19 protein-coding genes and 1 tRNA gene are annotated in these 24,427 nt (G+C 69.2%); 14 read left to right on the plus strand and 6 right to left on the minus strand.

Features of this window, described 5'->3' with window-relative positions:
• Positions 1 to 24: 24 nt before the first annotated feature.
• Complete coding sequence (locus tag ACSP97_RS24080) at positions 25 to 495, minus strand: GNAT family N-acetyltransferase (protein ID WP_355150543.1); 471 nt, start codon at positions 493 to 495, stop codon at positions 25 to 27.
• A 328-nt stretch (positions 496 to 823) separates the two neighbouring features.
• On the opposite strand from ACSP97_RS24080, the gene ACSP97_RS24085 reads away from it, so the two are divergent.
• Positions 824 to 1,123 (plus strand): NIPSNAP family protein, encoded by a 300-nt coding sequence (locus ACSP97_RS24085; RefSeq protein ID WP_355525990.1) that lies wholly within the window; start codon positions 824 to 826, stop codon positions 1,121 to 1,123.
• A 1-nt stretch (position 1,124) separates the two neighbouring features.
• Here the strand turns inward: ACSP97_RS24085 and ACSP97_RS24090 are convergent, their stop codons facing one another.
• The 5 genes from ACSP97_RS24090 to ACSP97_RS24110 all read right to left on the minus strand — a co-directional run bounded on the left by ACSP97_RS24090 (position 1,125) and on the right by ACSP97_RS24110 (position 8,879).
• Positions 1,125 to 4,664: an nSTAND1 domain-containing NTPase gene (locus ACSP97_RS24090; RefSeq protein ID WP_440554207.1), complete on the minus strand. Its 3,540-nt coding sequence runs from the start codon at positions 4,662 to 4,664 to the stop codon at positions 1,125 to 1,127.
• 1,150 nt (positions 4,665 to 5,814) lie between these two features.
• On the minus strand, positions 5,815 to 6,816 hold the full coding sequence (locus ACSP97_RS24095; protein WP_440554209.1) for a hypothetical protein: 1,002 nt from the start codon (positions 6,814 to 6,816) through the stop codon (positions 5,815 to 5,817).
• A 320-nt stretch (positions 6,817 to 7,136) separates the two neighbouring features.
• Positions 7,137 to 7,703, minus strand: coding sequence for a DNA cytosine methyltransferase (locus ACSP97_RS24100; RefSeq protein ID WP_440558476.1), 567 nt, complete (start codon positions 7,701 to 7,703; stop codon positions 7,137 to 7,139).
• Between the two features lie 563 nt (positions 7,704 to 8,266).
• Positions 8,267 to 8,398: a hypothetical protein gene (locus ACSP97_RS24105; RefSeq protein WP_440558563.1), complete on the minus strand. Its 132-nt coding sequence runs from the start codon at positions 8,396 to 8,398 to the stop codon at positions 8,267 to 8,269.
• A 409-nt stretch (positions 8,399 to 8,807) separates the two neighbouring features.
• A tRNA-Arg gene (locus ACSP97_RS24110) sits at positions 8,808 to 8,879 on the minus strand.
• A gap of 896 nt (positions 8,880 to 9,775) precedes the next feature.
• Between ACSP97_RS24110 and ACSP97_RS24115 the strand changes: the two genes are divergently transcribed.
• From ACSP97_RS24115 to ACSP97_RS24175, 13 genes are all read left to right on the plus strand, one after another.
• Positions 9,776 to 10,393 (plus strand): response regulator, encoded by a 618-nt coding sequence (locus tag ACSP97_RS24115; RefSeq protein WP_355153754.1) that lies wholly within the window; start codon positions 9,776 to 9,778, stop codon positions 10,391 to 10,393.
• Between the two features lie 170 nt (positions 10,394 to 10,563).
• Positions 10,564 to 11,550, plus strand: a complete 987-nt coding sequence (gene nrtL, locus ACSP97_RS24120) for an ArgS-related anticodon-binding protein NrtL (protein ID WP_440554211.1) — start codon at positions 10,564 to 10,566, stop codon at positions 11,548 to 11,550.
• A gap of 53 nt (positions 11,551 to 11,603) precedes the next feature.
• Positions 11,604 to 12,995 carry a diaminopimelate decarboxylase gene (gene lysA / locus ACSP97_RS24125; protein ID WP_355153750.1) on the plus strand — a complete coding sequence of 464 codons (1,392 nt, stop codon included), beginning with the start codon at positions 11,604 to 11,606 and terminating at the stop codon, positions 12,993 to 12,995.
• 146 nt (positions 12,996 to 13,141) lie between these two features.
• Positions 13,142 to 14,434, plus strand: coding sequence for a homoserine dehydrogenase (locus ACSP97_RS24130; RefSeq protein WP_355153748.1), 1,293 nt, complete (start codon positions 13,142 to 13,144; stop codon positions 14,432 to 14,434).
• 6 nt (positions 14,435 to 14,440) lie between these two features.
• The gene (gene thrC, locus ACSP97_RS24135) at positions 14,441 to 15,499 is read left to right on the plus strand and encodes a threonine synthase (RefSeq protein WP_355153746.1); all 1,059 of its coding nucleotides are present in this window, start codon (positions 14,441 to 14,443) and stop codon (positions 15,497 to 15,499) included.
• Between the two features lie 292 nt (positions 15,500 to 15,791).
• Complete coding sequence (gene thrB, locus ACSP97_RS24140) at positions 15,792 to 16,709, plus strand: homoserine kinase (RefSeq protein ID WP_440554214.1); 918 nt, start codon at positions 15,792 to 15,794, stop codon at positions 16,707 to 16,709.
• Between the two features lie 405 nt (positions 16,710 to 17,114).
• Positions 17,115 to 19,088: a transcription termination factor Rho gene (gene rho / locus ACSP97_RS24145; RefSeq protein WP_355326061.1), complete on the plus strand. Its 1,974-nt coding sequence runs from the start codon at positions 17,115 to 17,117 to the stop codon at positions 19,086 to 19,088.
• Between the two features lie 342 nt (positions 19,089 to 19,430).
• Positions 19,431 to 20,564 carry an LCP family protein gene (locus tag ACSP97_RS24150; protein WP_355153740.1) on the plus strand — a complete coding sequence of 378 codons (1,134 nt, stop codon included), beginning with the start codon at positions 19,431 to 19,433 and terminating at the stop codon, positions 20,562 to 20,564.
• 196 nt (positions 20,565 to 20,760) lie between these two features.
• The gene (gene rpmE, locus ACSP97_RS24155; protein ID WP_015657814.1) at positions 20,761 to 20,982 is read left to right on the plus strand and encodes a 50S ribosomal protein L31; all 222 of its coding nucleotides are present in this window, start codon (positions 20,761 to 20,763) and stop codon (positions 20,980 to 20,982) included.
• A gap of 108 nt (positions 20,983 to 21,090) precedes the next feature.
• Positions 21,091 to 22,158 carry a peptide chain release factor 1 gene (prfA, locus tag ACSP97_RS24160; RefSeq protein WP_070027834.1) on the plus strand — a complete coding sequence of 356 codons (1,068 nt, stop codon included), beginning with the start codon at positions 21,091 to 21,093 and terminating at the stop codon, positions 22,156 to 22,158.
• A 38-nt stretch (positions 22,159 to 22,196) separates the two neighbouring features.
• On the plus strand, positions 22,197 to 23,042 hold the full coding sequence (gene prmC / locus ACSP97_RS24165; protein WP_070027833.1) for a peptide chain release factor N(5)-glutamine methyltransferase: 846 nt from the start codon (positions 22,197 to 22,199) through the stop codon (positions 23,040 to 23,042).
• Between the two features lie 50 nt (positions 23,043 to 23,092).
• Positions 23,093 to 23,740, plus strand: a complete 648-nt coding sequence (locus ACSP97_RS24170; RefSeq protein ID WP_355153737.1) for an L-threonylcarbamoyladenylate synthase — start codon at positions 23,093 to 23,095, stop codon at positions 23,738 to 23,740.
• Complete coding sequence (locus tag ACSP97_RS24175) at positions 23,737 to 24,414, plus strand: arsenate reductase/protein-tyrosine-phosphatase family protein (RefSeq protein ID WP_070027831.1); 678 nt, start codon at positions 23,737 to 23,739, stop codon at positions 24,412 to 24,414. The genes ACSP97_RS24170 and ACSP97_RS24175 overlap by 4 nt, the downstream gene beginning before the upstream one ends.
• The last annotated feature ends 13 nt before the right edge of the window (positions 24,415 to 24,427 follow it).

Below are 24,427 nucleotides of genomic sequence, written 5' to 3' on the forward strand. Positions count from 1 at the left end.
CCGCACACTTTTCCCCGGATGAGCTCACCGGTCGGGAAAGACCAGCCGCAGAACGATCTCGCCGTCGTCGATCTCCCCTGTGGGCTCGAACCCGAACTTCTGATAGAAGGGCCACGGCTCGCCGTCGCCGGGATCGTAGCTGGTCAACAGCTCCGTGGCACCGTCCGCGCGGACCAGGGCGGCGATCTGGCTGAGCGTCTCCCGGCCGATACCCCGCCTCTGGTGGTGCTTGTCGACGAGGAGCCGCCAGATGAAATGCCGCCCCTTGTACGGACCGCCCGGCGGCTTCCACGACAACATCACGAAGCCGACTGGCTCGTCACCGAGGTACACCGCGCGATACCAGGGATGGGCCTCCGGGCTCCGCGCCGCCTGCTTGAGCGACTTGGCCACGGAGGCGACAAACTGCCTCTGATCACGTCGAACACGGAGCGCACGAACGGCATCCCGATTGGCATCGGTGATCTCCCGCAGGTGCACACCCGGAGGGGTCATGGCCACACCCTTTCCTGCATGCGACGGCCGCGCCGTCCGGGCCGACGTGAGCCGTGTGCGCTCAGTCGTGTACGCACTGTCAACGTCGTCAGGTTGGACGCCTCGCAGCGTATACGGCGCCCCGAACCTGCCGCGGAACCGGCACGCCGGGCCTGTCCACTCCGAGGCAGCGGCTGTGACCGGACAGAGGCGTTCAGTGGCGAGGCAGTCAACTGGCGCCCCGAGGCGTACCGTTGAGTCGGCGACTTTGGCCGGTGGTCCGTCACGCTCGGGTGGAGCGATAAGACGGTTCACCGGTTCCCCTCGACGGTTACAGGAGACGCCTTCGATGCCCAGGACCACTCAGTTGCGTACGTACACCGTCCGTGACGGACTGCTCGACGAATGGGTGGAGCGGTGGCGCAGCGACATTGTGCCGCTGCGGTTGGAGTTGGGCTTCGAGATCGGTGGGGCCTGGGTCGACCGGGAGCGCAACCAGTTCATCTGGCTGATCTCCTACGACGGCCCCGAGACCTTCGCCGAGCGAAACGCGATCTACTGGGCGTCGCCGGAACGCAAGGCGATGGACCTCGACCCGGACGACTATCTCGTCCGCACCGACGACCGTACGGTCGAGCAGAGTTACTGACTCAGGCGGGGTCCGGCGGCAGCAGGTGCTGCCGCCGTTCTTCGGCGTCGAGAGTGCGGAATACCCGCCCGCGCGCCCGCGCTTCGAGCCGGTCGTAGTCGGGTTCCGCCGGCCACACACGCGCGGTTCCGTCGGTGGACGCGGTGAGCAGCCGGGTACCGTCCCCGGACCAAGCCACCGAGGTCACCTTGTCGCGATGTACGCCGATGACACCCACTTCCTCGAACGTGAGGGCGGACCAGAGCCGTACCGTCCGGTCGTCCGATCCGGTCGCGATGTGGCGGCCGTCCGGTGACCAGGCGATGGCTCGGACCCGCCCCTCGTGTCCTTTCAGCACGTCGAGACGGCGCCCCGTGGCCGCATCCCACACGGCCGCCGTCCAGTCACCGGACGCCGTGGCCACCCGCATTTCGTCCGGCGACCAGGTTGCATCCTCGACATAGTTGCCGTGTCCGCGGAGCACGGTCAGTTGTGTGCCGTCGGTGGTGCCCCAAAGGCGGCAGGTGCGGTCGTCGGAGCAACTGGCCAGCATGCGACCGCTCGGGGACCATGCCACACGGCCGACCCAGTCCTGGTGCCCCGTCAGTTTTCGGAGTTCCGTGCCGTCGACCGCCGACACGATGCGTACGCTGCCGTCGTGCCCACCGGTCGCGATCCGTCGGGCGTCCGGGGACCACGCGCATCCTTCGACGGGTTCGCCCCGCAGTTCGAACACCGTGTCGCCCGCGTCGTCGACGACGCGGAACAAGCCGTCCGCGGTGCTGAGGGCGAGACGGCCGCCGTGCGGTGACCATGCCACGCTCCACACGCGCACGCCGACCGATGTCACCGGACCGGCGGGCACGCCCGAGTCCACGCTCCAGACCCGCGCAGTGCCATCGTCCGAGGCGGTGGCAAGGCGAGCGCCGTCGTTGGACCAAACAGCCTGGTTGACGGGGGCGTCATGCCCATGGACCAGGACGCACTCGGCACCTTGGGGCTTCAGGTCCCATACCCGGCCGGTGCCGTCCGTCGATGCGGTGGCGAGCTGCGTACCCGACGGTGACCACACAACGGACCACACCGTGTCGGTGTGCCCACGCAACACCGCCACCACCTTCGCGTCCTCGGTGCTGACGACGCGCACCGTCCGGTCGGACGAGGGGGTTGCGAGCATCCGGCCGTCCGGCGAGAAGGCAGGGTTCCACACGTAATCGGAGTGGCCGCGCAGCAGCAGCCGCAGCGTGCCCGTGCGGGCGTCCCAGACCCGGGCGGTGTGATCACCGGAACCGGTTGCCAGCGACTCACCGTCCGATGACCAAGCGACGCCCTCGACGAACTCCGTATGGCCGGTCAGCGTCGTTGTGGCCGATCCCGTCACCGCATCCCAAACGATCACCGTGCGGTCGTGCGATGCCGTGGCGAGGCGCGTGCTGTCCGGTGCCCAGACGACACCCCACACATCACCCGTGTGGCCGCGCAGTTCGTGCGTGATGCGGCCGGTATCGGCCTCCCATACACGCACGACCTCGTCCCTGAACGTGGCGGCGATCCGCAGCCCGTCCGGCGACCACGCCACCCGCCGTCCGATGTCTCCAGCACCGGTGAGCCGTCGGACCGGTTCACCGGAGGCGACGTCCCAGACGCGCACGACGTGATCGCGGCCCGCGGTGGCCACCTGCGTCGCGTCGGGAGAGAAACACACGGATTCCACCATGACTCCGTCACACGGCAGGACGCGCAACTGACGCCCCGAGCGCGCGTCGTACACGCGGGCCGTCCCGTCCCTGGAGGCGGTGGCCAGCAGTCTCCCGTCGACGGACCAGGCGATGTCCCGAACAGTGTCCGAGTGCCCGTCCAACTGCGTGTGAAGGTGTCCGACGGCAAGGGCGGTCATGAGTCCGCGGCGTGCGGCCGGAGTCGGCGCGCACTCGCCGAGGGCGGCCAGGGACAGGAGCAGAGCCCTTTCCGGCTCGATCTCCGCACTCGCGATCACCTGACGGCCGATGCTGTCGGAGACGCGGCTGAGGAAGGCCAGGTCGCGGCGCTGCGAGGCGTCCACGAGTGCCTGTGCGGTAGCCGACACCTGGCCTGCCTCCTCCAGTGCGACCAACCATCTCTGGGCGACGGCGAGCCTCTCACCGGTGAGGAGGTAGTCCACGCTGCGTCCGGACCGTTCCCAATCGGCGGCCCACCGTTCCAACTCCGCCCTCTCCCGCAGTCGCTCGGCGCGCGCCTCCGCCTCCTGACGCAGAGGCGCCCATTGCCGGAACAGTGCCTCATGTGTCACCTCGGCGTACGCGTGTCCGCTCCCGTCCTCCGACGCCCCATCCACCGCGTCCGACCTGATGAGGCGCGCGTCGATGAACGCCTCGACGACGTACCGCTCCTGGTCTGCCAGCTCGGACAGACGTACCGGCCGACGGGCGAGGTCGCGCTCTTCGAACGTGACGAACTTCAGCAGCACCCGCAGCGCGAACTCGATGCCGTTGGGCGGCGCGAGGGCCGCCACGGTGTTGTCCGCCTGCCGCGCGAGCGCCCCGGCCACGCCTCCGAGCCGCCGGTACATCTCCTCGGTGACCGTGCCGCCCGGCCCACTGACGAAGTACAGCTCCTGGAGGAGATAGGCGAGGAGAGGAAGCGCGTCGTCCGTCCCCGTGTCGTCCACGATGGTTTCGACGAGGCCGGGGGCGAACGAGATCCCCACCAAGGCACCCGGCCGCTCGACGACCTGCGCCAGCTGAGCCCTGCTCAACGTGCCGATCATCACCGGATGCTGCAGAAGGTAGGCGTGCCGGGTGCCGAGGAGCCTCCCGAGCAGATCCACCCGGCAAGTGGCGAGAACCCGGACAGTGGGCTCCTGCCGGAGGCATGCTTCCAGCGCCTCCAAGAACTGGTCCCGTTCTCGCTCACTCGCAAGGGTGACAAGCTCCTCGAACTGGTCGATCACGAGCAGAATGCGACGAAACTGCCCACCTCGCAGCCGTGCCACCTCGGCGGCCAGACGGTCCGGCCCCTGTCGCAGCCGCCGAACCATCGCACCGACCGGCTCGGTGCCGCCGACGGCCACGACCAGGGAGGCGGCCAGAGCGTTCAGCGGGTTCGATCCCGGTGCGAACGTCGGCACGACGGTCCATCGGCGGCGGCGGAGCCTAGGCATCACCCCAGCCCGTACCAGCGAGGACTTGCCGCTGCCCGAGGCCCCCGTCAGGAGAAGGAACCGGTCGACCGGACGAGGCCCGGAGCTGTGCAGCCTGCGCGTCAGCTCGGCGGCCTGTGTCTCACGGCCGAAGTAGACAGCGGCCTCGTCCTCGCTGTAGGCGTCCAGCCCGGGGTACGGAATCCGGTCACGCGGCCAGTCCGTCTGCTCGGGCGCCGGGTTCTCCAACCGGTACACGACGACCTGGCCGACCACCATGGCGATGACGAGCACCCCGATGGCCGGTACGGACCCCCGTCGGATGACCTCCAGTGCCCAGGGCACGTGGGCCGCGTTGGTGGCGTAGTTCGTGGCGATACCGAGAAGACAGGCGACCAGCGCCAGCATGATCTGGAGCACCACTTGCACGCGGTGCCTCATGCGGCACCGCCCCCGTGCCGGCCCCCTCGATACCCGTGCACCCCTGCCAGCCCCCGTCCCGTTGGTCACCCTGTGCCCGGACCGCGCGAGTCGACGGCCCAGAGATGCGCGATGAACCCCGGTACATCATCTGCGGGCGACAAGGCAGCCTTCAAGAACACATACGGAAACCGGCCACCAGGCCGTCGACCTGAAGGTGCGCCGCTCCGAGCGCGCCAAGATATGAACCTGCGGAGACGGCTCCGGAGGCCGCTGCACTCAGTCAGTGACATGCTGGTCAGTGACAATTACTGGAGGCTTGGTCCACAGATGGTCCACGGCGTCGAAGAGCCTGCACGGGGCCAGTGGTTAGGGCTCGACCGGCGTTGTTGGCAGCACCCCGTCCGTGAGTGGGCGACGAGCCTGGAGGGCGGTCTAGGTCCTGCCTGCGAAGGTGTCCCCCGCCGAGTCTGCAATGGACGTTGGTATCACGACACGGCCAGCTTCCAAGTCAGTGACAGCCTGCCCGGTCGGCACGATGGTGGTAGAGAGAGACTGCCACGTTCGCACGACGAGAGCTGACAGATACGGCAACGAGCGGGAGAATGTAGCCCCTTGAGAACGGCTGCGCGGAAGATCTCGCGGACGCCAATCACCGTCAGGCCGACGTCGCCGACTGTTCAGAGGGGGTACAAGAGCAACTTGCAACGTGTGTTCCATGGCCAAGCCACAAATGTGCTGCCCGAGATCTGCAGCCATCACTTGTTCCGCTTCAGGAACTTTGCTCACCAGGGAAGGCCAGCGAAGAACAACTACTTTTGTCCACAGCTCAGGAGGCAGAGTGTTGGCCAAATGATGGCTCTCGCCGACGGGTAGATCGCGAAGACGTCGTTCTGCCTCTCGGGTCTGACCCACGTTGCAAAGGCCAACTCCGTTGGCAAAAACGCCGTAGAGCACCGGCCCAGCCACCGCAGTGGATCCCATCCAGGGATTAGTGAGGAGAGCGCCGAGTCGGTGTGCAAACCGGTACCGGCGCTCCTGCCAGCTCGCGAGCTGAGCGGCATCGGAGGTCAGGAGCTGTAGCGCCTCCAGCCACGAATGATAGAGGTCTCTGCTCACGGTGCCTGCCAGCGAGATGCTCTGTCCCGGATTATCAACGCTGGCTGGCCACTCGCAGTATGTAAGCCTCATCTAGCCCGACGCGACTTGCTGCCGCACCGAGATCGTTCAGCTTACGGTGAGCGTGCTGGAAACGCAGTTCCGCCACCCACACCCACGGCTTTCCGTCCGTGTCAAAAAAGACAAATTGTTCGACTTTTCCAGATCGCCTTTTAGACCGGACCACGCCACCTGCATCACCAGCGAACGTGTGCCTGACGGTGTCGTAGTGCCTGCCCGCCCCGAAGGCAAGATACAATCGATCTCCCTCCGGGCTCAAAGCGACGAGATCGTAGCGGTCGATTGCGCTCACTGATTTGAGCGGAATAAAGGGGAAGGGGCGCTCAGTGCCGACCCGGACAGTGTCGCACAGGGGCATCGAGCAGAGGAGATATACCTTTTGTTGGCCGCGTCGACCCCTAACTATGGTGCCTTCCGTCAAGATCGGTGTCCTATCACCGGGGAAGGGAGAGGGATCATTGCGAGCCAGACAGGTTAGGCGTGCGAAGTCGTAGTCCAAGGATTCAGCTGACTCGCCGGCAGCGAGTATTCCTGTGATGGTTTCCTTGTACTCCCTGCCCAGATTGAACTTGTGCCCCGCCTTGGCCTGATTCGTGATCTCGAAAGATCCGCGATGGTCGTCGCCGGCGACGGCACGAATGAGTTCAGCCTTAGCTATGACGACGTCGTTCTTTTTGACCTTAACTTCCACATCGTCAATGATGTGCTGTTCCGCCCAATGCATGATGGCTTTGGATTCCAGCCACCTGCGAACGTCCGCGCTGTCCAGAAGGCTCTTGATTTCGTCAGCTACAAGCCGTACGACAAGCTCTTCGCTCTCGGGGCCGCCTTCGTAGAACCGATGAGAGAGGAAAGGCCTGTCAAGATTGCCATTGAAGCGAGTGAGCAGCCTGTGAGCATCGGCTCTCATCGCAGCGAGCGAGGCAACGGCGACGTTACTGACCAACCCAGAGGTCAGCGTCGCGAATTCTTCCACCAGTTACCATTGCCTACATGGCTGCATTCTCGCTTAATCGCCGGTGCCGGATTGTCCCATGCCATTCGGCCATATACATCGCTGAAGTGATTCGTGCGATTGGCTTCGACGGACCGCCTCATGGCTGGCGTAGCAAGCTTTTCCGTTTCTGGACTCCGGAACAAGCTGATCCATGAGCCACCATCTGTCGGAATAGCCCGAATGCGCTGCATGACGGTGTCGGTCACGGCACTGCTTACGTGAGATGGATCTGCAGGGTGCGTCTGGCCGGCACTCACTTCGGGCAGGTCGTAAATGGCGTGCCGCACGGTGATGGATTTCTAGTTTACCTTCCAGTCATCCCATAGGTCGTCCAGGGTACGAAGGGGAAGGCCGGCGGCTACGGCAACAATTATGGCTCGCTCGCGTCGCTGTGGAAGACCCATGTTTTCCAGGCGGTAAATCTGTGAATGTATCGAGTAGCCCAGTTCGTGAAGTTTTTGTTCGAGTTTTTTCGAATGAGACTTGAATGAGCCTCGGATTAGTTCGCGAGCGTTCTCAAGGATGATTACTTTAGGCTTGAGGGCGGCGGCGAACTCTGCAACGCGACCAACGAGGCTGTTGCGAGGATCGTCTTCACTGTGATTCTTCGGAAGAGTCCGCGTGAAGCCAGTGCACGGAGGGCATGCGAGCAGGACGGTCGGACTGCGGAAGTTCCCTTCCTTGCGAACCGCTTGGTATAGTTCCGTAGCGCTTATCTGTTGGAGATCGAACTCCAGGGGTCTGATTCCGATATTGCGCTCGTACGTGTCGTTGCAATCCAGCGTGCTTCGGCTGGGCTTGCTTTTCTGTGCGTCAACGGCTGCTGCAATACGAAATTGGGGATGAGCGTGAAACCCCCAGCTCATGCCGCCGGCCCCGCTGAACAAGTCGACAACCGTCCAGCGCCTGTCGCGCGTACTCACTGACCCAGCGGCAGGCGCCTGGCCCCATAGGGCAGTCCTGCGGTCGAGTGATGACGGGAGATCAGGGGCGCGTGCATGCGCAGATGGTAACTCACCCTAACGTCTCTGTGGAGCTGACTGAGACCGTCGCAATGTGGATCGGCTCCTGAACGTTCCTATGAGGCTGGCGCCCATGCGGTACGTCCTCCCTGACGCGAGGTCGGCGGAGCGGGTTTGGCCGGTGGCCTGCCCGGTTTGGGGTCGAGCATGATCAGGGGGCCGTACGCTGGTTGGCAACTCGGGCAGGCTTTGGGCCTGACCGCAATGGGCACGAGTGGCCTCCTGGTCTTGCTCGACGCGGGACCCGAACCGGGGAGGTGGCTAAAGCCGTGGAGCCCCCAGCCACGACGTCTCCATCTCTGGCGTCAAGCGGCTGATTGCTGTGTGCGCGGCCAGGGCGGCCGGCGCCCGGGCCGCGCGCGGCGAGCGGATGCGAGCCGCCTTGAACCCGTAGAGAAAGTTGTAACTCAGTCGGGCTTCCGGGGCTTGAAGTCATGGGAGCAGTGCGGGAGTTCGGCGCCCTGGCGGTGCAGGAGCGGCAGGAAGACCACGGGTCGAATCGTCCACGTGATGCGGATGCCCTCGTGGGTCACCGACACCGTGCAGGGCTCGCTACGCAGGAGTGCAGCAGAGCGAGACAAGGAAGCAGCAGGAAGAGGAGGCGCGGCGTCGGCGTGCCATCAAGCGGAAGGACGGCTACTTCAGGAAGCAGCGCGAGGAGGCGGCACGCCAAGCCCGTAGCAACAACCACGATTAGGTGTCGGCAGTCCTGAGCCCGCTGGCAGCCCTGGTGGCGTGATGATGTCTATCAGGGCGGCGGCACCTGGCGCCGGTGCCGGCCTCGCCCTTTTATGGACTCACCTGCGACGATGCCCCAAGATCCCGTCCACGCCTCGTCCACAGACCCCGGCATACGGCCGCTCCGGGCCGCATACGCCTGCACATACGCGAAGACCCCGGCCTCAGCGTTTCCGCTGGTGACGGGGTCTTTGGGCACCTCATGTTGGGTGCCCCCGGCAGGATTCGAACCTGCGCACACGGCTCCGGAGGCCGTTGCTCTATCCCCTGAGCTACGGGGGCGTGTCGGTCGCGGTGGGTTGTGCTTGCGGCGACGGGTAGAACATTAGCAGGTCCGGAGAGGTGATCAGGAACCCGTTTCCGAGGTGAGGTCGAAGAGGGGCTTCGCGTGGGGGTGCGGCTGGCCTTCGGATGCCGTCGGGCGGCGCGCCGGATATGCGGTCGAAGCGGGTTCCGTCCGCGGCAGGGCGCGGCCGGCCTCCGGGTGCCGACGAGCGATGCCCCGTCCGCCGGATCGAGCGCGCCCCCTGGTGCGGGATGGAAGCGTCCTCAGCACGGGGGTGGAAGCCGCCCCCCGGTACGGGACGGGTTCGAGTGCCGCCCTGGTGCGGGATCAAGGCGCCCCAGTACGGGGTGGAAGCTGCGTCCCCCCGGCACGAGCTGGAAGTCGTCTCCCCACCGTACGGGCTGGCAGCCGAGTCCTCCGCATGGGCCGGAAGCCGCGTCCTCTCGCACGGGTGGAGGCCGCCTTCCCCCAACACGGGCTGGAGTCGCCTCACCTCCACGCCCTGGAAGCCCGGTCCCCTGTAGGAGCTGGCAGCAGCCCCCCGCACAGACAGGACGCCGCGGCCCCCACGCTGGCCGGAAGCCACGTCCCCATGCACGGCTCGGAAGCCGCCCCCCCTCCACACAGACAGGGCGCCCCCCCTCCCCCGTTACCTTTTTCGTGGCTCCGCAATGGGGCCTCCGGCCTTCGGGTCCGGCATGACCCCGCCGCCCTGGAAGCCCCGCCCCCTGTACGGACTGGCAGCCGCCCCCTCTTCCCCCGCACAGGCAGGACACCCCCCCCGCACCGGCAGGACGCGCACCCCCCCACACTGGCCGGTAGCCCCGCCCCCCCCCACACGGCCCGGAAGCCCCACCCCCGCCCGCCCCGGAACTCCCATCCCCCTCACGGGGTGGAAGTGGGGAAAACCCGGACGCGGTGGGTCGGGCGGACCTACTCTCGACTTGTGCCGGGCGCTTCGGGTCGGGTGCTTGTTGTGGACGACAACAAGGTCATCCGGCAGTTGATCAGGGTCAATCTCGAGCTGGAAGGGCTCGAGGTCGTGACCGCGGCCGATGGTGCCGAGTGTCTGGACGTGGTGCACCAGGTGCGGCCCGATCTTGTGACGCTCGACGTCGTCATGCCGCGGCTGGACGGGCTGCGCACCGCCGCCCGGCTCCGTGCCGATCCCCGGACGAACCATCTGCCGCTCGCCATCATCAGCGCCTGCAGCCCGTACGAGGTCGAGACCGGCCTCGATGTCGGCGTGGACGCCTTTCTCTCCAAGCCCTTCGAACCCGGTGAGCTCGTGCGCGTCGTCAAGCGGTTGATCGTCAGCGGTCGCGCCGCGCGCGGGGGAGAGGGAGAAGGGGACGACGGAGGGGACGGGCCGGGAGGGGGCCGGGGCGGCGGCGGGGGTGGTCGAGACGGTGGTGGCGACGGCCGCGGCGGTGACGACGCCAGTGACGACGACGGGCTCGCCGACGGGGTGGCCGGAGCGTTTCCTTCGGGTGACTTTCCGTGTAAGTGATCTCGTGGGTAAGTGACTCGTGGGTAAGTGACCTTGTCCGTGGGTGACCTTGTCCGTGGGGGACCTCGTGCCTGGATGGCCTCGCATGCGGGGGACCTCGTGTGCCGGTGACCGTCTCACTGGGGAAACCTCCTCGCCCTCCCTCCCCCCTCCTCCCCTACCCTTGTCCCGTGACCCCCGTCGAGCTCTCCCGTGTCGTCCTGGACGCGGTGCGTTGTGCCGTGGCGGAGGGGCAGCTCCGGGGTGTGGTTCCCGAGCGGGTCGTCGTGGGGGAGCCGGGGGCCGGGGGGTGTGGCGAGTACGCGACCAATGTCGCGCTCCAGCTCGCCCGCGCCGCCGGGAAGCCGCCGCGTCAGGTCGCCGAGATCCTGCGGTCCCGGCTCGTCGGGATGGACGGTGTCCGGGACGTCGTCGTCACCGGGCCCGGGTTCTTGAACTTCCTGCTCGAAGAGCAGGCCGATCCGCTCGGCGGTCTGGTCCGGGAGATCCGCCGGTGCGGTGCCCGGTACGGGCACGGTGACGCGCTCGCGGGGGAGGTCGTCGCGCTGCGGGTGCCGTACGAGGTGCGGGCCGAGGTCGTCGCCGACGCCATCGTGCGGATCGTCGCCAGCCAGGGCGGGCGCGCCACCGTCGAACACGGGGAGCCCGTCAACGTGCGGCCCGTGCCCGCGCCCGAGGACCCCGCGCCGCTCGGGCCCGACGCCGCCCGCTGGGCCCTGCTCCATCCCGCCCCGCACGACCGGCCCCGCATCACCGCCGACCACCTCGTCCAGCGCGAGGCGAATCCGCTGTTCCGGGTCCGGTACGCGCACGCCCGGGTCCGTGCGGTCGGCCGCAACGCCGCCCGGCTGGGCTTCGACGCCGAGCCGGGACGCCTGGGGGAGGGCGCGGCCCACTCCGACGCCCTCCAGTCCCCCCTCGCCGACTACCCCCGCATCCTCGCCGCGGCCGCCACCCATCGCGCCCCGGACCGGCTCGCCCGGCACCTCGTCACCATCGCGGATGCCGTGCTGCCCTTTGTGACCTGCGTGCTTCCGCTCGGCGAGGAGAAACCCTCGGCCGCCCACCGCGCCCGGCTCGCGCTCGCCGAAGCCGCCGGGACGGTGCTGGCCGGCGGCCTGTCCCTGCTCGGCATCGACGCACCCGAACATCTCTGAGGCCACGAGCAGATGCGCCCCGGAGAGAGACAGAGAGTCTGAGAGCCACCGTCATGAGCCGTTCCGCCCACCCCGCCGGGCCCCGCCACGCCGACGTGCTTCCCGAAGGGCACTACTCCGCGCCGCCCACCGACCTCAACGTGCTCGACCACAAGGTCTGGGCGCACACCGTCGGCCGCGGCGAGGACGGCGTCGTCACCGTCGGCGGGGTACCCGTGACCCGGCTCGCCGAGGAGTTCGGCACGCCCGCCTACATCCTCGACGAAGCCGACTTCCGGGCCCGGGCGCGCGCCTGGCGCACCGCGTTCGGGGCCAACGCCGACGTGTTCTACGCCGGGAAGGCCTTCCTGTCGCGCGCCGTCGTGCGCTGGCTCGCCGAGGAGGGGCTGAATCTCGACGTGTGCTCGGGAGGGGAACTGGCCACCGCGCTGTCCGCGGGCATGGCACCCGAGCGCATCGCCTTCCACGGGAACAACAAGTCCATCGCCGAGATCACCCGGGCCGTCGAGGCCGGGGTCGGGCGGATCGTGCTCGACTCCTTCCAGGAGATCGTGCGGGTCGCGCACATCGCGCAGTCGCTGGGCAAGCGGCAGAAGGTGCAGATCCGGATCACCGTCGGCGTCGAGGCGCACACCCACGAGTTCATCGCCACCGCGCACGAGGACCAGAAGTTCGGGATCCCGCTCGCCGGCGGGCAGGCCGCCGAGGCCGTGCGGCGGGCGCTCCAGCTGGACGGGCTCGAACTGATCGGCATCCACTCCCACATCGGTTCGCAGATCTTCGACATGTCCGGGTTCGAGGTCGCCGCCCACCGGGTCGTCGGACTGCTCAAGGACATCAGGGACGAGCACGGCGTCGAACTGCCCGAGATCGACCTCGGCGGCGGTCTCGGCATCGCCTACACCAGCGACGACGATCCGCGCGAGCCGCACGAGATCGCCAAGGCGCTCGGGGAGATCGTCGGCCGGGAGTGCGAGGCCGCGCGGCTGCGCACGCCCCGGATCTCGGTCGAGCCCGGACGCGCCATCGTCGGCCCGACCGCGTTCACGCTCTACGAGGTCGGCACCGTCAAGCCGCTGGAAGGGCTGCGCACGTACGTGTCGGTGGACGGCGGCATGTCCGACAACATCCGCACCGCGCTGTACGACGCCGAGTACAGCGTCGCGCTCGTCTCCCGGGCCAGCGACGCCGAGCCCATGCTCGCGCGGGTCGTCGGCAAGCACTGCGAGAGCGGGGACATCGTGGTGAAGGACGCGTTCCTGCCCGCCGACCTCGCGCCGGGCGACCTCATCGCCGTACCGGCCACCGGCGCGTACTGCCGGTCGATGGCCAGCAACTACAACCACGTGCTCCGGCCGCCGGTCGTCGCGGTGCGCGACGGCGAGGCCCGGGTGATCGTCCGGCGGGAGACGGAGGAGGACCTCCTGCGTCTCGACGTCGGCTGAGGCACCGGCCGCGGGGGTGGAAGATCTGCGGTCCGCCCTCCCCGCGTAAATGAAATAAACGTCTCAGGATCCGGACGAAGGGTAGAAAGTCCCGTCCGGTGAGTGAGACTGGTCCAACCGTAGACGGTAAGAGGAAACGAGGTCGGATGATGCGTACGCGTCCGCTGAAGGTGGCGCTGCTGGGCTGTGGGGTTGTCGGCTCAGAGGTGGCGCGCATCATGACGACGCACGCCGACGACCTCGCCCAGAGGATCGGCGCCCCGGTGGAGCTCGCCGGGGTCGCCGTACGCCGCCCGAGCAAGGTGCGCGAGGGCATCGACCCGGCCCTCGTCACCACCGACGCCACCGCCCTCGTCAAACGCGGCGACATCGACGTCGTGGTGGAGGTGATCGGCGGGATCGAGCCCGCCCGCTCGCTCATCACCACCGCCTTCGAGCACGGTGCCTCCGTCGTCTCCGCGAACAAGGCCCTGCTCGCCCAGGACGGCGCCGCCCTGCACGCCGCCGCCGAGGAGCACGGCCGTGACCTGTACTACGAGGCCGCCGTCGCCGGCGCCATCCCGCTGATCCGGCCGCTGCGCGAGTCGCTGGCCGGCGACAAGGTCAACCGGGTGCTCGGCATCGTCAACGGCACGACCAACTTCATCCTCGACAAGATGGACTCCACGGGCGCGGGCTACCAGGAGGCCCTGGACGAGGCCACCGCGCTGGGGTACGCGGAGGCCGACCCGACCGCGGACGTCGAGGGCTTCGACGCCGCCGCCAAGGCCGCCATCCTCGCCGGCATCGCCTTCCACACCCGGGTGCGCCTCGACGACGTGTACCGCGAGGGCATGACCGAGGTCACCGCCGCCGACTTCCGCTCCGCCAAGGAGATGGGCTGCACCATCAAGCTGCTCGCCATCTGCGAGCGGGCGCGGGACGGGGCGTCCGTCACCGCGCGCGTGCACCCCGCCATGATTCCGCTGAGCCACCCCCTCGCCTCCGTGCGCGGTGCGTACAACGCCGTCTTCGTGGAGAGCGACGCCGCCGGGCAGCTGATGTTCTACGGCCCCGGCGCCGGCGGCTCCCCGACCGCCTCGGCCGTGCTCGGCGACCTCGTCGCCGTCTGCCGCAACAAGCTCAACGGCGCCACCGGGCCCGGTGAGTCGGCGTACGCCGCGCTGCCCGTCTCCCCGATGGGCGACGTCGTCACGCGGTACCACATCAGCCTGGACGTGGCGGACAAACCGGGTGTGCTCGCCCAGGTCGCCACCGTCTTCGCCGAGCACGGGGTGTCGATCGACACCGTTCGGCAGCAGGGCAAGGACGGCGAGGCGTCCCTCGTCGTCGTCACCCACCGCGCCCTCGACGCCGCCCTCACCGGCACCGTCGAGGCGCTGCGCAAGCTCGACACCGTGCGGGGTGTCGCCAGCATCATGCGGGTTGAAGGAGAGTAACCAGCAATGACCCACCAGTGGCGCGGAATCATCGAGGAGTACCGGGACCGGCTGCCGGTTTCGGACACCACGCCGGTCGTGACGCTCCGTGAGGGCGGCACGCCCCTCGTGCCCGCGCAGGTGCTCTCCGAGCGCACGGGCTGCGAGGTCCACCTCAAGGTCGAGGGCGCGAACCCGACCGGGTCCTTCAAGGACCGCGGTATGACCATGGCCATCTCCAAGGCGAAGGAGGAGGGGGCCAAGGCCGTCATCTGCGCCTCCACCGGCAACACCTCCGCCTCCGCCGCGGCCTACGCCGTGCGGGCCGGCATGGTCTCCGCCGTACTGGTGCCGCAGGGCAAGATCGCGCTCGGCAAGATGGGCCAGGCGCTGGTGCACGGCGCGAAGATCCTCCAGGTCGACGGCAACTTCGACGACTGCCTCACCCTGGCCCGCTCGCTGAGCGAGAACTACCCGGTGGCGCTGGTCAATTCGGTCAATCCGGTGCGGATCGAGGGCCAGAAGACGGCCGCCTTCGAGATCGTGGACATGCTCGGCGACGCGCCCGACATCCACGTCCTGCCGGTCGGCAACGCGGGCAACATCACGGCCTACTGGAAGGGCTACCAGGAGTACGCCGCCGACAAGATCGCCACCCGGACGCCCCGCATGTGGGGGTTCCAGGCGTCCGGCAGCGCCCCGATCGTGCGCGGCGAGGTGGTCAAGGACCCGTCGACCATCGCCACCGCCATCCGGATCGGCAACCCGGCCTCCTGGCAGTACGCCCTGGCGGCGCGGGACGAGTCCGGCGGCGCCATCGACGAGGTGACGGACCGTGAGATCCTGCGCGCCTACCGGCTGTTGGCCGCCCAGGAGGGCGTCTTCGTGGAGCCCGCCTCCGCCGCCTCGGTCGCCGGTCTGCTCAAGGCCGCCGAGCAGGGCAAGGTGGACCCGGGCCAGCGCATCGTGTGCACCGTCACCGGCAACGGACTGAAGGACCCCGACTGGGCCGTGGCCGGCGCGCCGCAGCCGGTCACCGTGCCGGTCGACGCGGCCACCGCGGCCGAGCGCCTCGGGCTGGCCTGAGGCACCGGGGGCACCCGGGGGTCCTCCCCGCGAGGGCCCCGCAGGTCCCGGGACATCCGGTCAGGGCCCGACGCGGTCCTGACCGGGTGCACAGGGGGCTTACGACACGCATCGTGCGCCTCCTGTGCGCCCTATGTCGCTACTGAACCTTCCTTCGATACGCTGTACCGAACCCACTTGTTGCATATGCACTGCGCATAGGGGCAACGCCGCGCCGTCTGAGCGGCCGAGGGTCTTCCGTACGTATCGAATGTCTTTGACAGTCACGCAGCTCAAGGAGAGTCTTCGAGCGATGGCCGGTCCAGCCTTCCGTGCCGCCGCCGTCCGGGTGCGCACCCCCGCCACCAGCGCCAACCTCGGTCCCGGCTTCGACGCCCTGGGCCTCGCGCTGGGGCTGTACGACGACGTCGTCGTCCGGGTGGCCGACTCCGGGCTGCACATCGACATCGCGGGCGAGGGCAGCGAGACCCTGCCCCGCGACGAGCGTCACCTCCTCGTCCGTTCCCTGCGCACCGCCTTCGACCTGCTGGGCGGCCAGCCCCGGGGGCTGGAGATCGTCTGCGCCAACCGCATCCCGCACGGCCGGGGCCTCGGCTCCTCCTCCGCCGCCATCTGCGCCGGCATCGTGGCCGCCCGCGCCGTGACGATAGGCGGCGAGGCCCGTCTGGACGACGCGGCCCTGCTGGAACTGGCCACCGAGATCGAGGGCCACCCCGACAACGTGGCCGCCTGTCTGCTCGGCGGGTTCACCCTGTCCTGGATGGAGGCCGGCGCGGCCCGGGCGATCAGGATGGACCCCAGCGATTCCATCGTTCCGGTGGTTTTCGTGCCCGGAAAGCCGGTCCTGACCGAAACCGCCCGCGGACTGCTGCCGCGCACCGTCCCGCACGTCGACGCCGCCGCCAACGCGGGCCGGGCCGCCCTGCTCGTGGAGGCCGTCACCCGGCGCCCCGAACTGCTGCTGCCCGCCACCGAGGACCGGCTGCACCAGGAGTACCGCGCCCCGGCCATGCCGGAGAGCGCGGCGCTGGTGGAACGGCTGCGGGCGGACGGCATCCCGGCCGTCATCTCAGGCGCCGGACCCACCGTCATGGCGCTCACCGACGCCGGCACCGCCGACAAGGTCTCCCACCTCGCCGGGGAGGGCTGGGCCGCCAACCGGCTGGACCTCGACACGCAGGGAGCGAGCGTGCTGCCGCTTGCGCCCTGACACACGGTTGCCGGATTTGGAGAGGGGGAATGTTTGTTGGATCCGGTAGTGTTAATCTCAAGTCTGCACCCGACCTCACCATGGCGAGGTGCCACGTGTCCCCGTCCGGGACAGACATTCTTCCGGGAGCCTCCCACGCCACTCCGTGTTCCGTGCGCCGTACCTGGGCAGTACGTCGGATGCGAGCACTGAGCGGGCCGCCGGGCATGCTCCGGAACCGGTGCTTCCACGCCACGTGACACCAGGTGTCACGGCTCGCGGAAGCGCCGTCATCGCACATTTCTCTTCCGCCGCGTTGGCGGACCACCGCCCCGGCACGGTTCACCGAAGACAGGACCGTAGCCGGACAGCACAACCGGTCGCCGAGCCAGACAGGCCGACGTCCGCTCCAGGGAAGGACCCTTCGTGAGCGACACCACCGATCTGATGGGCGCACGTGTCGAGGAGACCGCTGCCGCGCCCGCCACGGACGCCTCCGCGCCTGCCGCCGGTGCCGGCTCCCGGCGGCGCCGGGGTACCGGCCTTGAGGGCATGGTGCTGGCCGAGCTGCAGCAGGTCGCCTCGGGCCTCGGCATCAGGGGCACCGCGCGGATGCGCAAGAGCCAGCTGATCGAGGTCATCAAGGAGGCGCAGGCCCAGGGCGGCGCCCCCAAGGCCGAGGCCGCCGCCGAGACCAAGCCGAAGCGCCGGGCCACCTCCAAGGCCCGTACCGGCGAGAACGCCGCGGACGGCGAGCAGAAGGCGGCCAAGTCCGAGAAGCCGGCCGAGAAGGCCGCCCAGCAGCAGATCGAGATCCCGGGCCAGCCGGCCGGCGGCACCGCCCGCGCGGGCGAGGGGGAGGACGCGCCGACCGAGCGCCGTCGCCGCCGCGCCACCGCCGAGGCCGGCAGCCCCGCCGCGGAGCCCGCGGCCGCCGAGGCGAAGACCGAGACCAAGTCCGAGGCGCCCGCCCCGCAGCAGGGCGACTCCGCCAAGAACGACGCCGGTGACGGCGAGGGCCGCGGCCGCCGCGACCGCCGTGAGCGCGGCCGTGACCGCGACCGCCGCAACAAGGGCGACGACCAGCAGGGCGGCCAGCAGCGCCAGCAGGGCCAGCAGGGCGGCCGCCAGGACCGGCAGGACCGGCAGCAGGACGACGACGACTTCGAGGGCGGCCGCCGTGGCCGTCGCGGCCGCTACCGCGACCGCCGTGGCCGTCGTGGACGCGACGAGATCGCCGAGCCGCAGGTCGCCGAGGACGACGTCCTGATCCCCGTCGCGGGCATCCTGGACATCCTCGACAACTACGCCTTCATCCGGACCTCCGGCTACCTGCCGGGCCCGAACGACGTGTACGTCTCCCTCGCCCAGGTCCGCAAGAACGGCCTGCGCAAGGGCGACCACATCACCGGCGCGGTCCGCCAGCCGAAGGAGGGCGAGCGCCGCGAGAAGTTCAACGCCCTCGTGCGCCTCGACTCCGTCAACGGCATGGCGCCCGAACACGGCCGCGGCCGCCCGGAGTTCAACAAGCTCACGCCGCTGTACCCGCAGGACCGCCTCCGCCTGGAGACGGACCCGGGCGTGCTGACGACCCGCATCATCGACCTGGTCTCGCCCATCGGCAAGGGCCAGCGTGGTCTGATCGTGGCCCCGCCGAAGACCGGCAAGACCATGATCATGCAGGCGGTCGCCAACGCGATCACGCACAACAACCCCGAGTGCCACCTGATGGTCGTCCTCGTCGACGAGCGTCCGGAAGAGGTCACCGACATGCAGCGGTCGGTCAAGGGCGAGGTCATCTCCTCGACCTTCGACCGCCCGGCCGAGGACCACACCACGGTCGCCGAGCTGGCCATCGAGCGCGCCAAGCGCCTGGTGGAGCTGGGTCACGACGTGGTGGTGCTGCTCGACTCCATCACCCGTCTGGGCCGCGCGTACAACCTCGCCGCCCCGGCCTCCGGCCGCATCCTGTCCGGTGGTGTCGACTCGACCGCGCTGTACCCGCCGAAGCGGTTCTTCGGTGCCGCGCGCAACATCGAGGACGGCGGTTCGCTGACCATCCTCGCGACGGCGCTCGTGGACACCGGGTCCCGCATGGACGAGGTGATCTTCGAGGAGTTCAAGGGCACCGGCAACATGGAGCTCAAGCTCGACCGGAAGCTCGCCGACAAGCGCATCTTCCCGGCGGTGGACGTGGACGCGTCCGGCACCCGCAAGGAGGAGATCCTGCTCGGCAGCGAGGAGCTGGGCATCGTCTGGAAGCTGCGCCGGGTGCTGCACGCCCTGGACCAGCAGCAGGCGATCGAGCTGCTGCTGGACAAGATGAAGCAGACCAAGTCGAACGTCGAGTTCCTGATGCAGATCCAGAAGACCACGCCGGCCCCCGGCAACGGCGACTGATCCGCGCACTGCCCGAAGAGGCCGTTCCCCGTCCACGGACGAGGGGCGGCCTCTTCGCCGTACCGGGCGGGAAAGCCCCGGCAAGAGATCTTTGCCACAAGGAGCACGCTCCGTGCCGGTTTCGGCGCATACGACAACCGGTGCCGAAACCGCAGGTGAGCGCGGTACGCCTGGCGCATCCGATTACCCACGGTGCCCATCGCCGCACGCGGTGGGCACCGTGCGTTGTGCAACGCTGTCCCGAGTTTCTCCGTCCCAGTGCACGGAGGGACGATGGAGCGGTGATGTCCGCGCCTGTCCCTGACAGCAGGGGGTAACCGATCGACGAGACCTAGGAGTGCCGTGTCCGCCGAGAGCATGCCGGATCCCGCGATGAACCAGCCGAGCGCCAACGGCCCCGGCCGCCGGGCCAGGGGGCGGCGCCGCAAGCCGCGCAGCGCCGGCCGCAAGACCCTGCTGGCGACGGCCTGGGTGGCCGCGGGCGTGGTGGTGCTCGGCGGTGCCGGAGCCGGTTACGTGTACTTCAAGCTCAACGGCAACCTGCACAGCGTGGACATCAACCAGATGCTCGGCGCCGACCGGCCGAAGAAGGTCGACAACGGCTCCGAGAACATCCTGGTCCTGGGCTCGGACACCCGCGCCGGCGGCAACCGGAAGCTCGGCGGCGGCACGGACGACGGCAGCGCGCGCTCCGACACCGCGATGATCGTGCACGTCTACGCCGGCCACAAGAAGGCCAGTGTGGTCTCCATACCCCGCGACACCCTCGTGGACCGCCCCGCGTGCACCGACACCAAGGGCACCGCGCACCCGGCCGCGACCGGTGTGATGTTCAACGAGGCGTACTCCGCCGGAGGCGCGGCCTGCGCCGTGAAGACCGTGGAGTCGCTCACCGGTATCCGCATGGACCACTACCTGGAGGTCGACTTCGCGGGCTTCCAGAGACTCATAGACGACCTCGGCGGCGTCCCGGTCACCACGACCCGGGCCATCGACGACCCGCAGAGCCACCTCGACCTCCAGGCGGGCACCCACACCCTGAACGGACAGCAGGCTCTCGGCCTGGTCCGCACCCGGCACGGCGTCGGCGACGGCTCCGACCTCGGCCGCATCCAGCTCCAGCAGGCCTTCGTCAAGGCGCTCATCGGCCAGGTCAAGAACGTTGGTGTGTTCAGCGACCCGAAGAAGCTGTACGACCTCGCCGACACCGCCACCAAGTCCGTCACCACCGACTCCGACCTCGGCTCGGTCAACTCGCTCATCGAGTTTGCGAACGGCCTCAAGGGCGTCAGCACGAAGCACATGACGATGGTCACCATGCCCGTGCGGTACGACCCGGCCGACCCCAACCGCGTGCTGCTGGAGAAGTCCAAGGCCCAGCTGGTCTGGAACGCCCTGCGCGACGACCGCCCAATCCCGCGGTCGGCCACCGAGGGCACCGCGACGGGCCAGGCGAACGGCGTGGTGTCCTCCTGAGGAACGGGCTGGAAAACGGCCGGGTCTCGGGCCGGGCAGGCCCGGGAGTCCCCTTCGGGGGCCCGTGGAATAGATCGCGCGGGACCTCGGTTTTGGGGGATGGCCCCAGTCCTGGCAGACTGGTACGTCGGCCCCGGTTCACGTCCCCGCAGCCCGCGGCGGCGACCCGGTGCCCTCCCGGAATCTAGGAGACACCTTGAAGCGCGACATCCACCCCGAGTACGTCGAGACGCAGGTCAGCTGCACCTGTGGCGCGTCGTTCACCACCCGTAGCACCATCGAGTCCGGCACCATCCGGGCCGAGGTCTGCTCCGAGTGCCACCCGTTCTACACGGGCAAGCAGAAGATCCTCGACACCGGTGGCCGTGTGGCCCGCTTCGAGGCCCGCTTCGGCAAGGCTGCCGGCTCCAAGAAGTAGCGAGCCCCAGACCGCCGGTCCACGGCCGCACGTCCGCGAGGCGTGCGTCCGGGACCGGCGTTTTTGGTCGCCCGCCCCTTCCCTTCACCGCAGTACAGGAGCCGCAAGATGTTCGAGGCCGTCGAGGAACTCGTCGCTGAGCACGCCGATCTGGAGAAGAAGCTCGCCGACCCGTCGGTCCACGCCGATCAGGCGAACGCGCGCAAGCTGAACAAGCGCTACGCCGAGCTGACCCCGATCGTCGCCACGTACCGCTCCTGGAAGCAGACCGGCGACGACATCGAGACCGCGCGCGAGCTGGCCGCCGACGACCCCGACTTCGCCGCCGAGGTCAAGGAGCTGGAGCAGCAGCGCGAGGAGCTGACCGAGAAGCTGCGCCTGCTGCTGGTGCCGCGCGACCCGAGTGACGACAAGGACGTCATCCTGGAGATCAAGGCGGGCGCGGGCGGCGACGAGTCGGCGCTGTTCGCCGGCGACCTGCTGCGCATGTACCTGCGCTACGCCGAGCGCGTCGGCTGGAAGACCGAGATCATCGACGCCACCGAGTCCGAGCTGGGCGGCTACAAGGACGTCCAGGTCGCGGTGAAGACCCGCGGGCAGACCGAGCCCGGCCAGGGCGTGTGGGCGCGGCTGAAGTACGAGGGCGGCGTGCACCGGGTGCAGCGGGTGCCGGCCACCGAGTCCCAGGGCCGTATCCACACCTCCGCCGCCGGTGTCCTCGTCACCCCCGAGGCCGAGGAGGTGGACGTGGAGATCAACCCCAACGACCTCCGCATCGACGTCTACCGGTCCTCCGGTCCCGGCGGCCAGTCGGTCAACACCACCGACTCCGCGGTGCGCATCACCCACCTGCCGACCGGTGTCGTCGCCTCCTGCCAGAACGAGAAGAGCCAGCTCCAGAACAAGGAGCAGGCCCTGCGCATCCTGCGCTCCCGGCTGCTCGCCGCGGCCCAGGAGGAGGCCGAGCGGGAGGCCGCGGACGCCCGCCGCAGCCAGGTCCGCACCGTCGACCGCTCCGAGAAGATCCGCACGTACAACTTCCCGGAGAACCGCATCTCCGACCACCGCGTCGGCTTCAAGGCGTACAACCTGGACCAGGTCCTGGACGGCGACCTGGACGCGGTGATCCAGGCCTGCGTCGACGCCGACTCCGCGGCGAAGCTCGCCGCCGCGTAAGGCAACCACGAGGACTTGCAGACTTCCGGAGGACTTGCGTGAACCTGCTGCTTGCAGAGGTGGCCCAGGCCACCCAGCGGCTGGCCGACGCCGGCGTGCCCTCGCCGCGCAACGACGCGGAGGAGCTCGCCGCGTTCGTGCACGGCGTCAAGCGCGGCGAACTGCACTCCGTGAAGGATGCGGACTTCGACGCCCGGTACTGGGAGGTCATCGCCCGGCGTGAGCAGCGCGAGCCGCTCCAGCACATCACCGGGCGGGCCTACTTCCGCTATCTGGAGCTCCAGGTCGGGCCGGGCGTCTTCGTGCCCCGGCCGGAGACCGAGTCGGTGGTCGGCTGGGCCATAGACGCCGTGCGCGCCATGGACGTGGTCGAGCCGTGCATCGTCGACCTGTGCACCGGCTCCGGCGCCATCGCGCTCGCCCTTGCCCAGGAGGTGCCCCGCTCCCGGGTGCACGCCGTGGAGCTGTCGGAGGACGCGCTGCGCTGGACCCGCAAGAACGTGCAGGGGTCCAGGGTGGACCTGCGCCAGGGCGACGCCCTGACCGCGTTCCCCGACCTCGACGGCCAGGTCGACCTGGTCATCTCCAACCCGCCGTACATCCCGCTCACGGAATGGGAGTACGTCGCCCCCGAGGCGCGCGACTACGACCCGGAACTGGCGCTGTTCTCGGGCGAGGACGGCCTCGACCTGATCCGCGGCATCGAACGCACCGCGCACCGGCTGCTGCGCCCCGGCGGGGTCGTCGTCATCGAGCACGCCGACACCCAGGGCGGCCAGGTGCCGTGGATCTTCACCGAGGAGCGGGGCTGGGCCGACGCGGCGGACCATCCCGACCTCAACAACCGGCCGCGGTTCGCCACCGCCCGCAAGGCGCTGCCGTGAGCGGCCCGACGTCTTCATTTCCGCAGTACCCGCACGAGGAGGCCCGTTAGATGGCACGGCGATACGACACCAACGACGCGACCGACCGCGTGACGGGTCTGCGCGAGGCCGCGTCCGCCGTCCGTCGTGGCGAACTGGTGGTGCTGCCGACCGACACGGTCTACGGCATCGGCGCCGACGCGTTCTCCTCCGAGGCCGTCGGCGATCTGCTCGCCGCCAAGGGCCGGGGCCGCACCATGCCCACCCCGGTGCTCATCGGCTCCCCGAACACGCTGCACGGCCTGGTCACCAACTTCTCCGAGCCGGCCTGGGACCTGGTGGACGCGTTCTGGCCGGGCGCCCTGACGCTGGTCGCCAAGCACCAGCCGTCCCTCCAGTGGGACCTCGGCGACACCCGGGGCACGGTCGCGGTGCGGATGCCGCTGCACCCGGTCGCCATCGAACTGCTCACCGAGGTCGGCCCGATGGCGGTCTCCTCCGCCAACCTCACCGGCCACCCGGCGCCGGAGAACTGCGACGAGGCCCAGGGCATGCTCGGCGACACCGTCTCCGTCTACCTCGACGGCGGGCCCACCCCGGCCAACGTGCCCTCGTCCATCGTCGACGTCTCCCGCGACGTGCCGGTGCTGCTGCGGGAGGGCGCCCTCTCGGCGGACGAGCTGCGCAAGGTCGTACCCGACCTTGAGGTGGCGAATTGACGGCCCCTGAAGCGGGGCGTGGCATAGGCATCGGGGAGAGCGTCGCGGAGCAGACGACCACCTTCGGTTTTCCGCGTGACACCTTCCGCATCCTCCACGTCAGCACCGGCAATGTGTGCCGCTCGCCCATCACCGAGCGGCTGACCCGGCATTTCGTCGCCGAGCGGCTCGGTGTACTCGGTGGCGGGCTGATCGTGGAGAGCGCGGGCACCTGGGGCCACGAGGGCGCGCCCATGGAGGCCAACGCGGAGACCGTGCTGGCCGAGTTCGGCGCGGACGCCTCCGGCTTCACCGGGCGGGAGCTGCTGGACGAGCACGTCATCTGCGCCGACCTGGTGCTCACCGCGACCCGCGACCACCGCGCCCAGGTGATCTCCATGGGGCACTCCGCGGGCCTGCGCACGTTCACCCTCAAGGAGTTCACCCGGCTGGTCCGGGCGATCGACCCGGCGACGCTGCCGCCCCTGGAGGACGGCCTCGTCATGCGCGCCCGCGCCCTGGTCCGCGCGGCGGCCGCCCTGCGCGGCTGGCTGCTGGCGCCCACCGCGGAGGCGGACGAGGTCTACGACCCCTACGGCGCGCCCCTGACGTTCTTCCGCTCCATCGGGGACGAGATACGGGACGCGCTGGACCCGGTGGTGACCGCGCTGACGGGTGTGCCCGCGCACATGTAGCGGCAGGGGTGCG

It is taken from the genome of Streptomyces sp. SCPE 10, from assembly GCF_051980735.1.
GTDB lineage: Bacteria > Actinomycetota > Actinomycetes > Streptomycetales > Streptomycetaceae > Streptomyces > Streptomyces misionensis.

Coding starts and splice junctions, on each gene's coding strand:
- thrC (WP_355153746.1), top strand. CDS start 14,441: ATGACCCACCAGTGGCGCGGAATCATCGAGGAGTACCGGGACCGGCTG.
- ACSP97_RS24085 (WP_355525990.1), top strand. CDS start 824: ATGCCCAGGACCACTCAGTTGCGTACGTACACCGTCCGTGACGGACTG.
- ACSP97_RS24100 (WP_440558476.1), bottom strand. CDS start 7,703: ATGAGCTGGGGGTTTCACGCTCATCCCCAATTTCGTATTGCAGCAGCC.
- ACSP97_RS24080 (WP_355150543.1), bottom strand. CDS start 495: ATGACCCCTCCGGGTGTGCACCTGCGGGAGATCACCGATGCCAATCGG.
- ACSP97_RS24130 (WP_355153748.1), top strand. CDS start 13,142: ATGATGCGTACGCGTCCGCTGAAGGTGGCGCTGCTGGGCTGTGGGGTT.
- prfA (WP_070027834.1), top strand. CDS start 21,091: ATGTTCGAGGCCGTCGAGGAACTCGTCGCTGAGCACGCCGATCTGGAG.
- ACSP97_RS24170 (WP_355153737.1), top strand. CDS start 23,093: ATGGCACGGCGATACGACACCAACGACGCGACCGACCGCGTGACGGGT.
- thrB (WP_440554214.1), top strand. CDS start 15,792: ATGGCCGGTCCAGCCTTCCGTGCCGCCGCCGTCCGGGTGCGCACCCCC.
- lysA (WP_355153750.1), top strand. CDS start 11,604: ATGAGCCGTTCCGCCCACCCCGCCGGGCCCCGCCACGCCGACGTGCTT.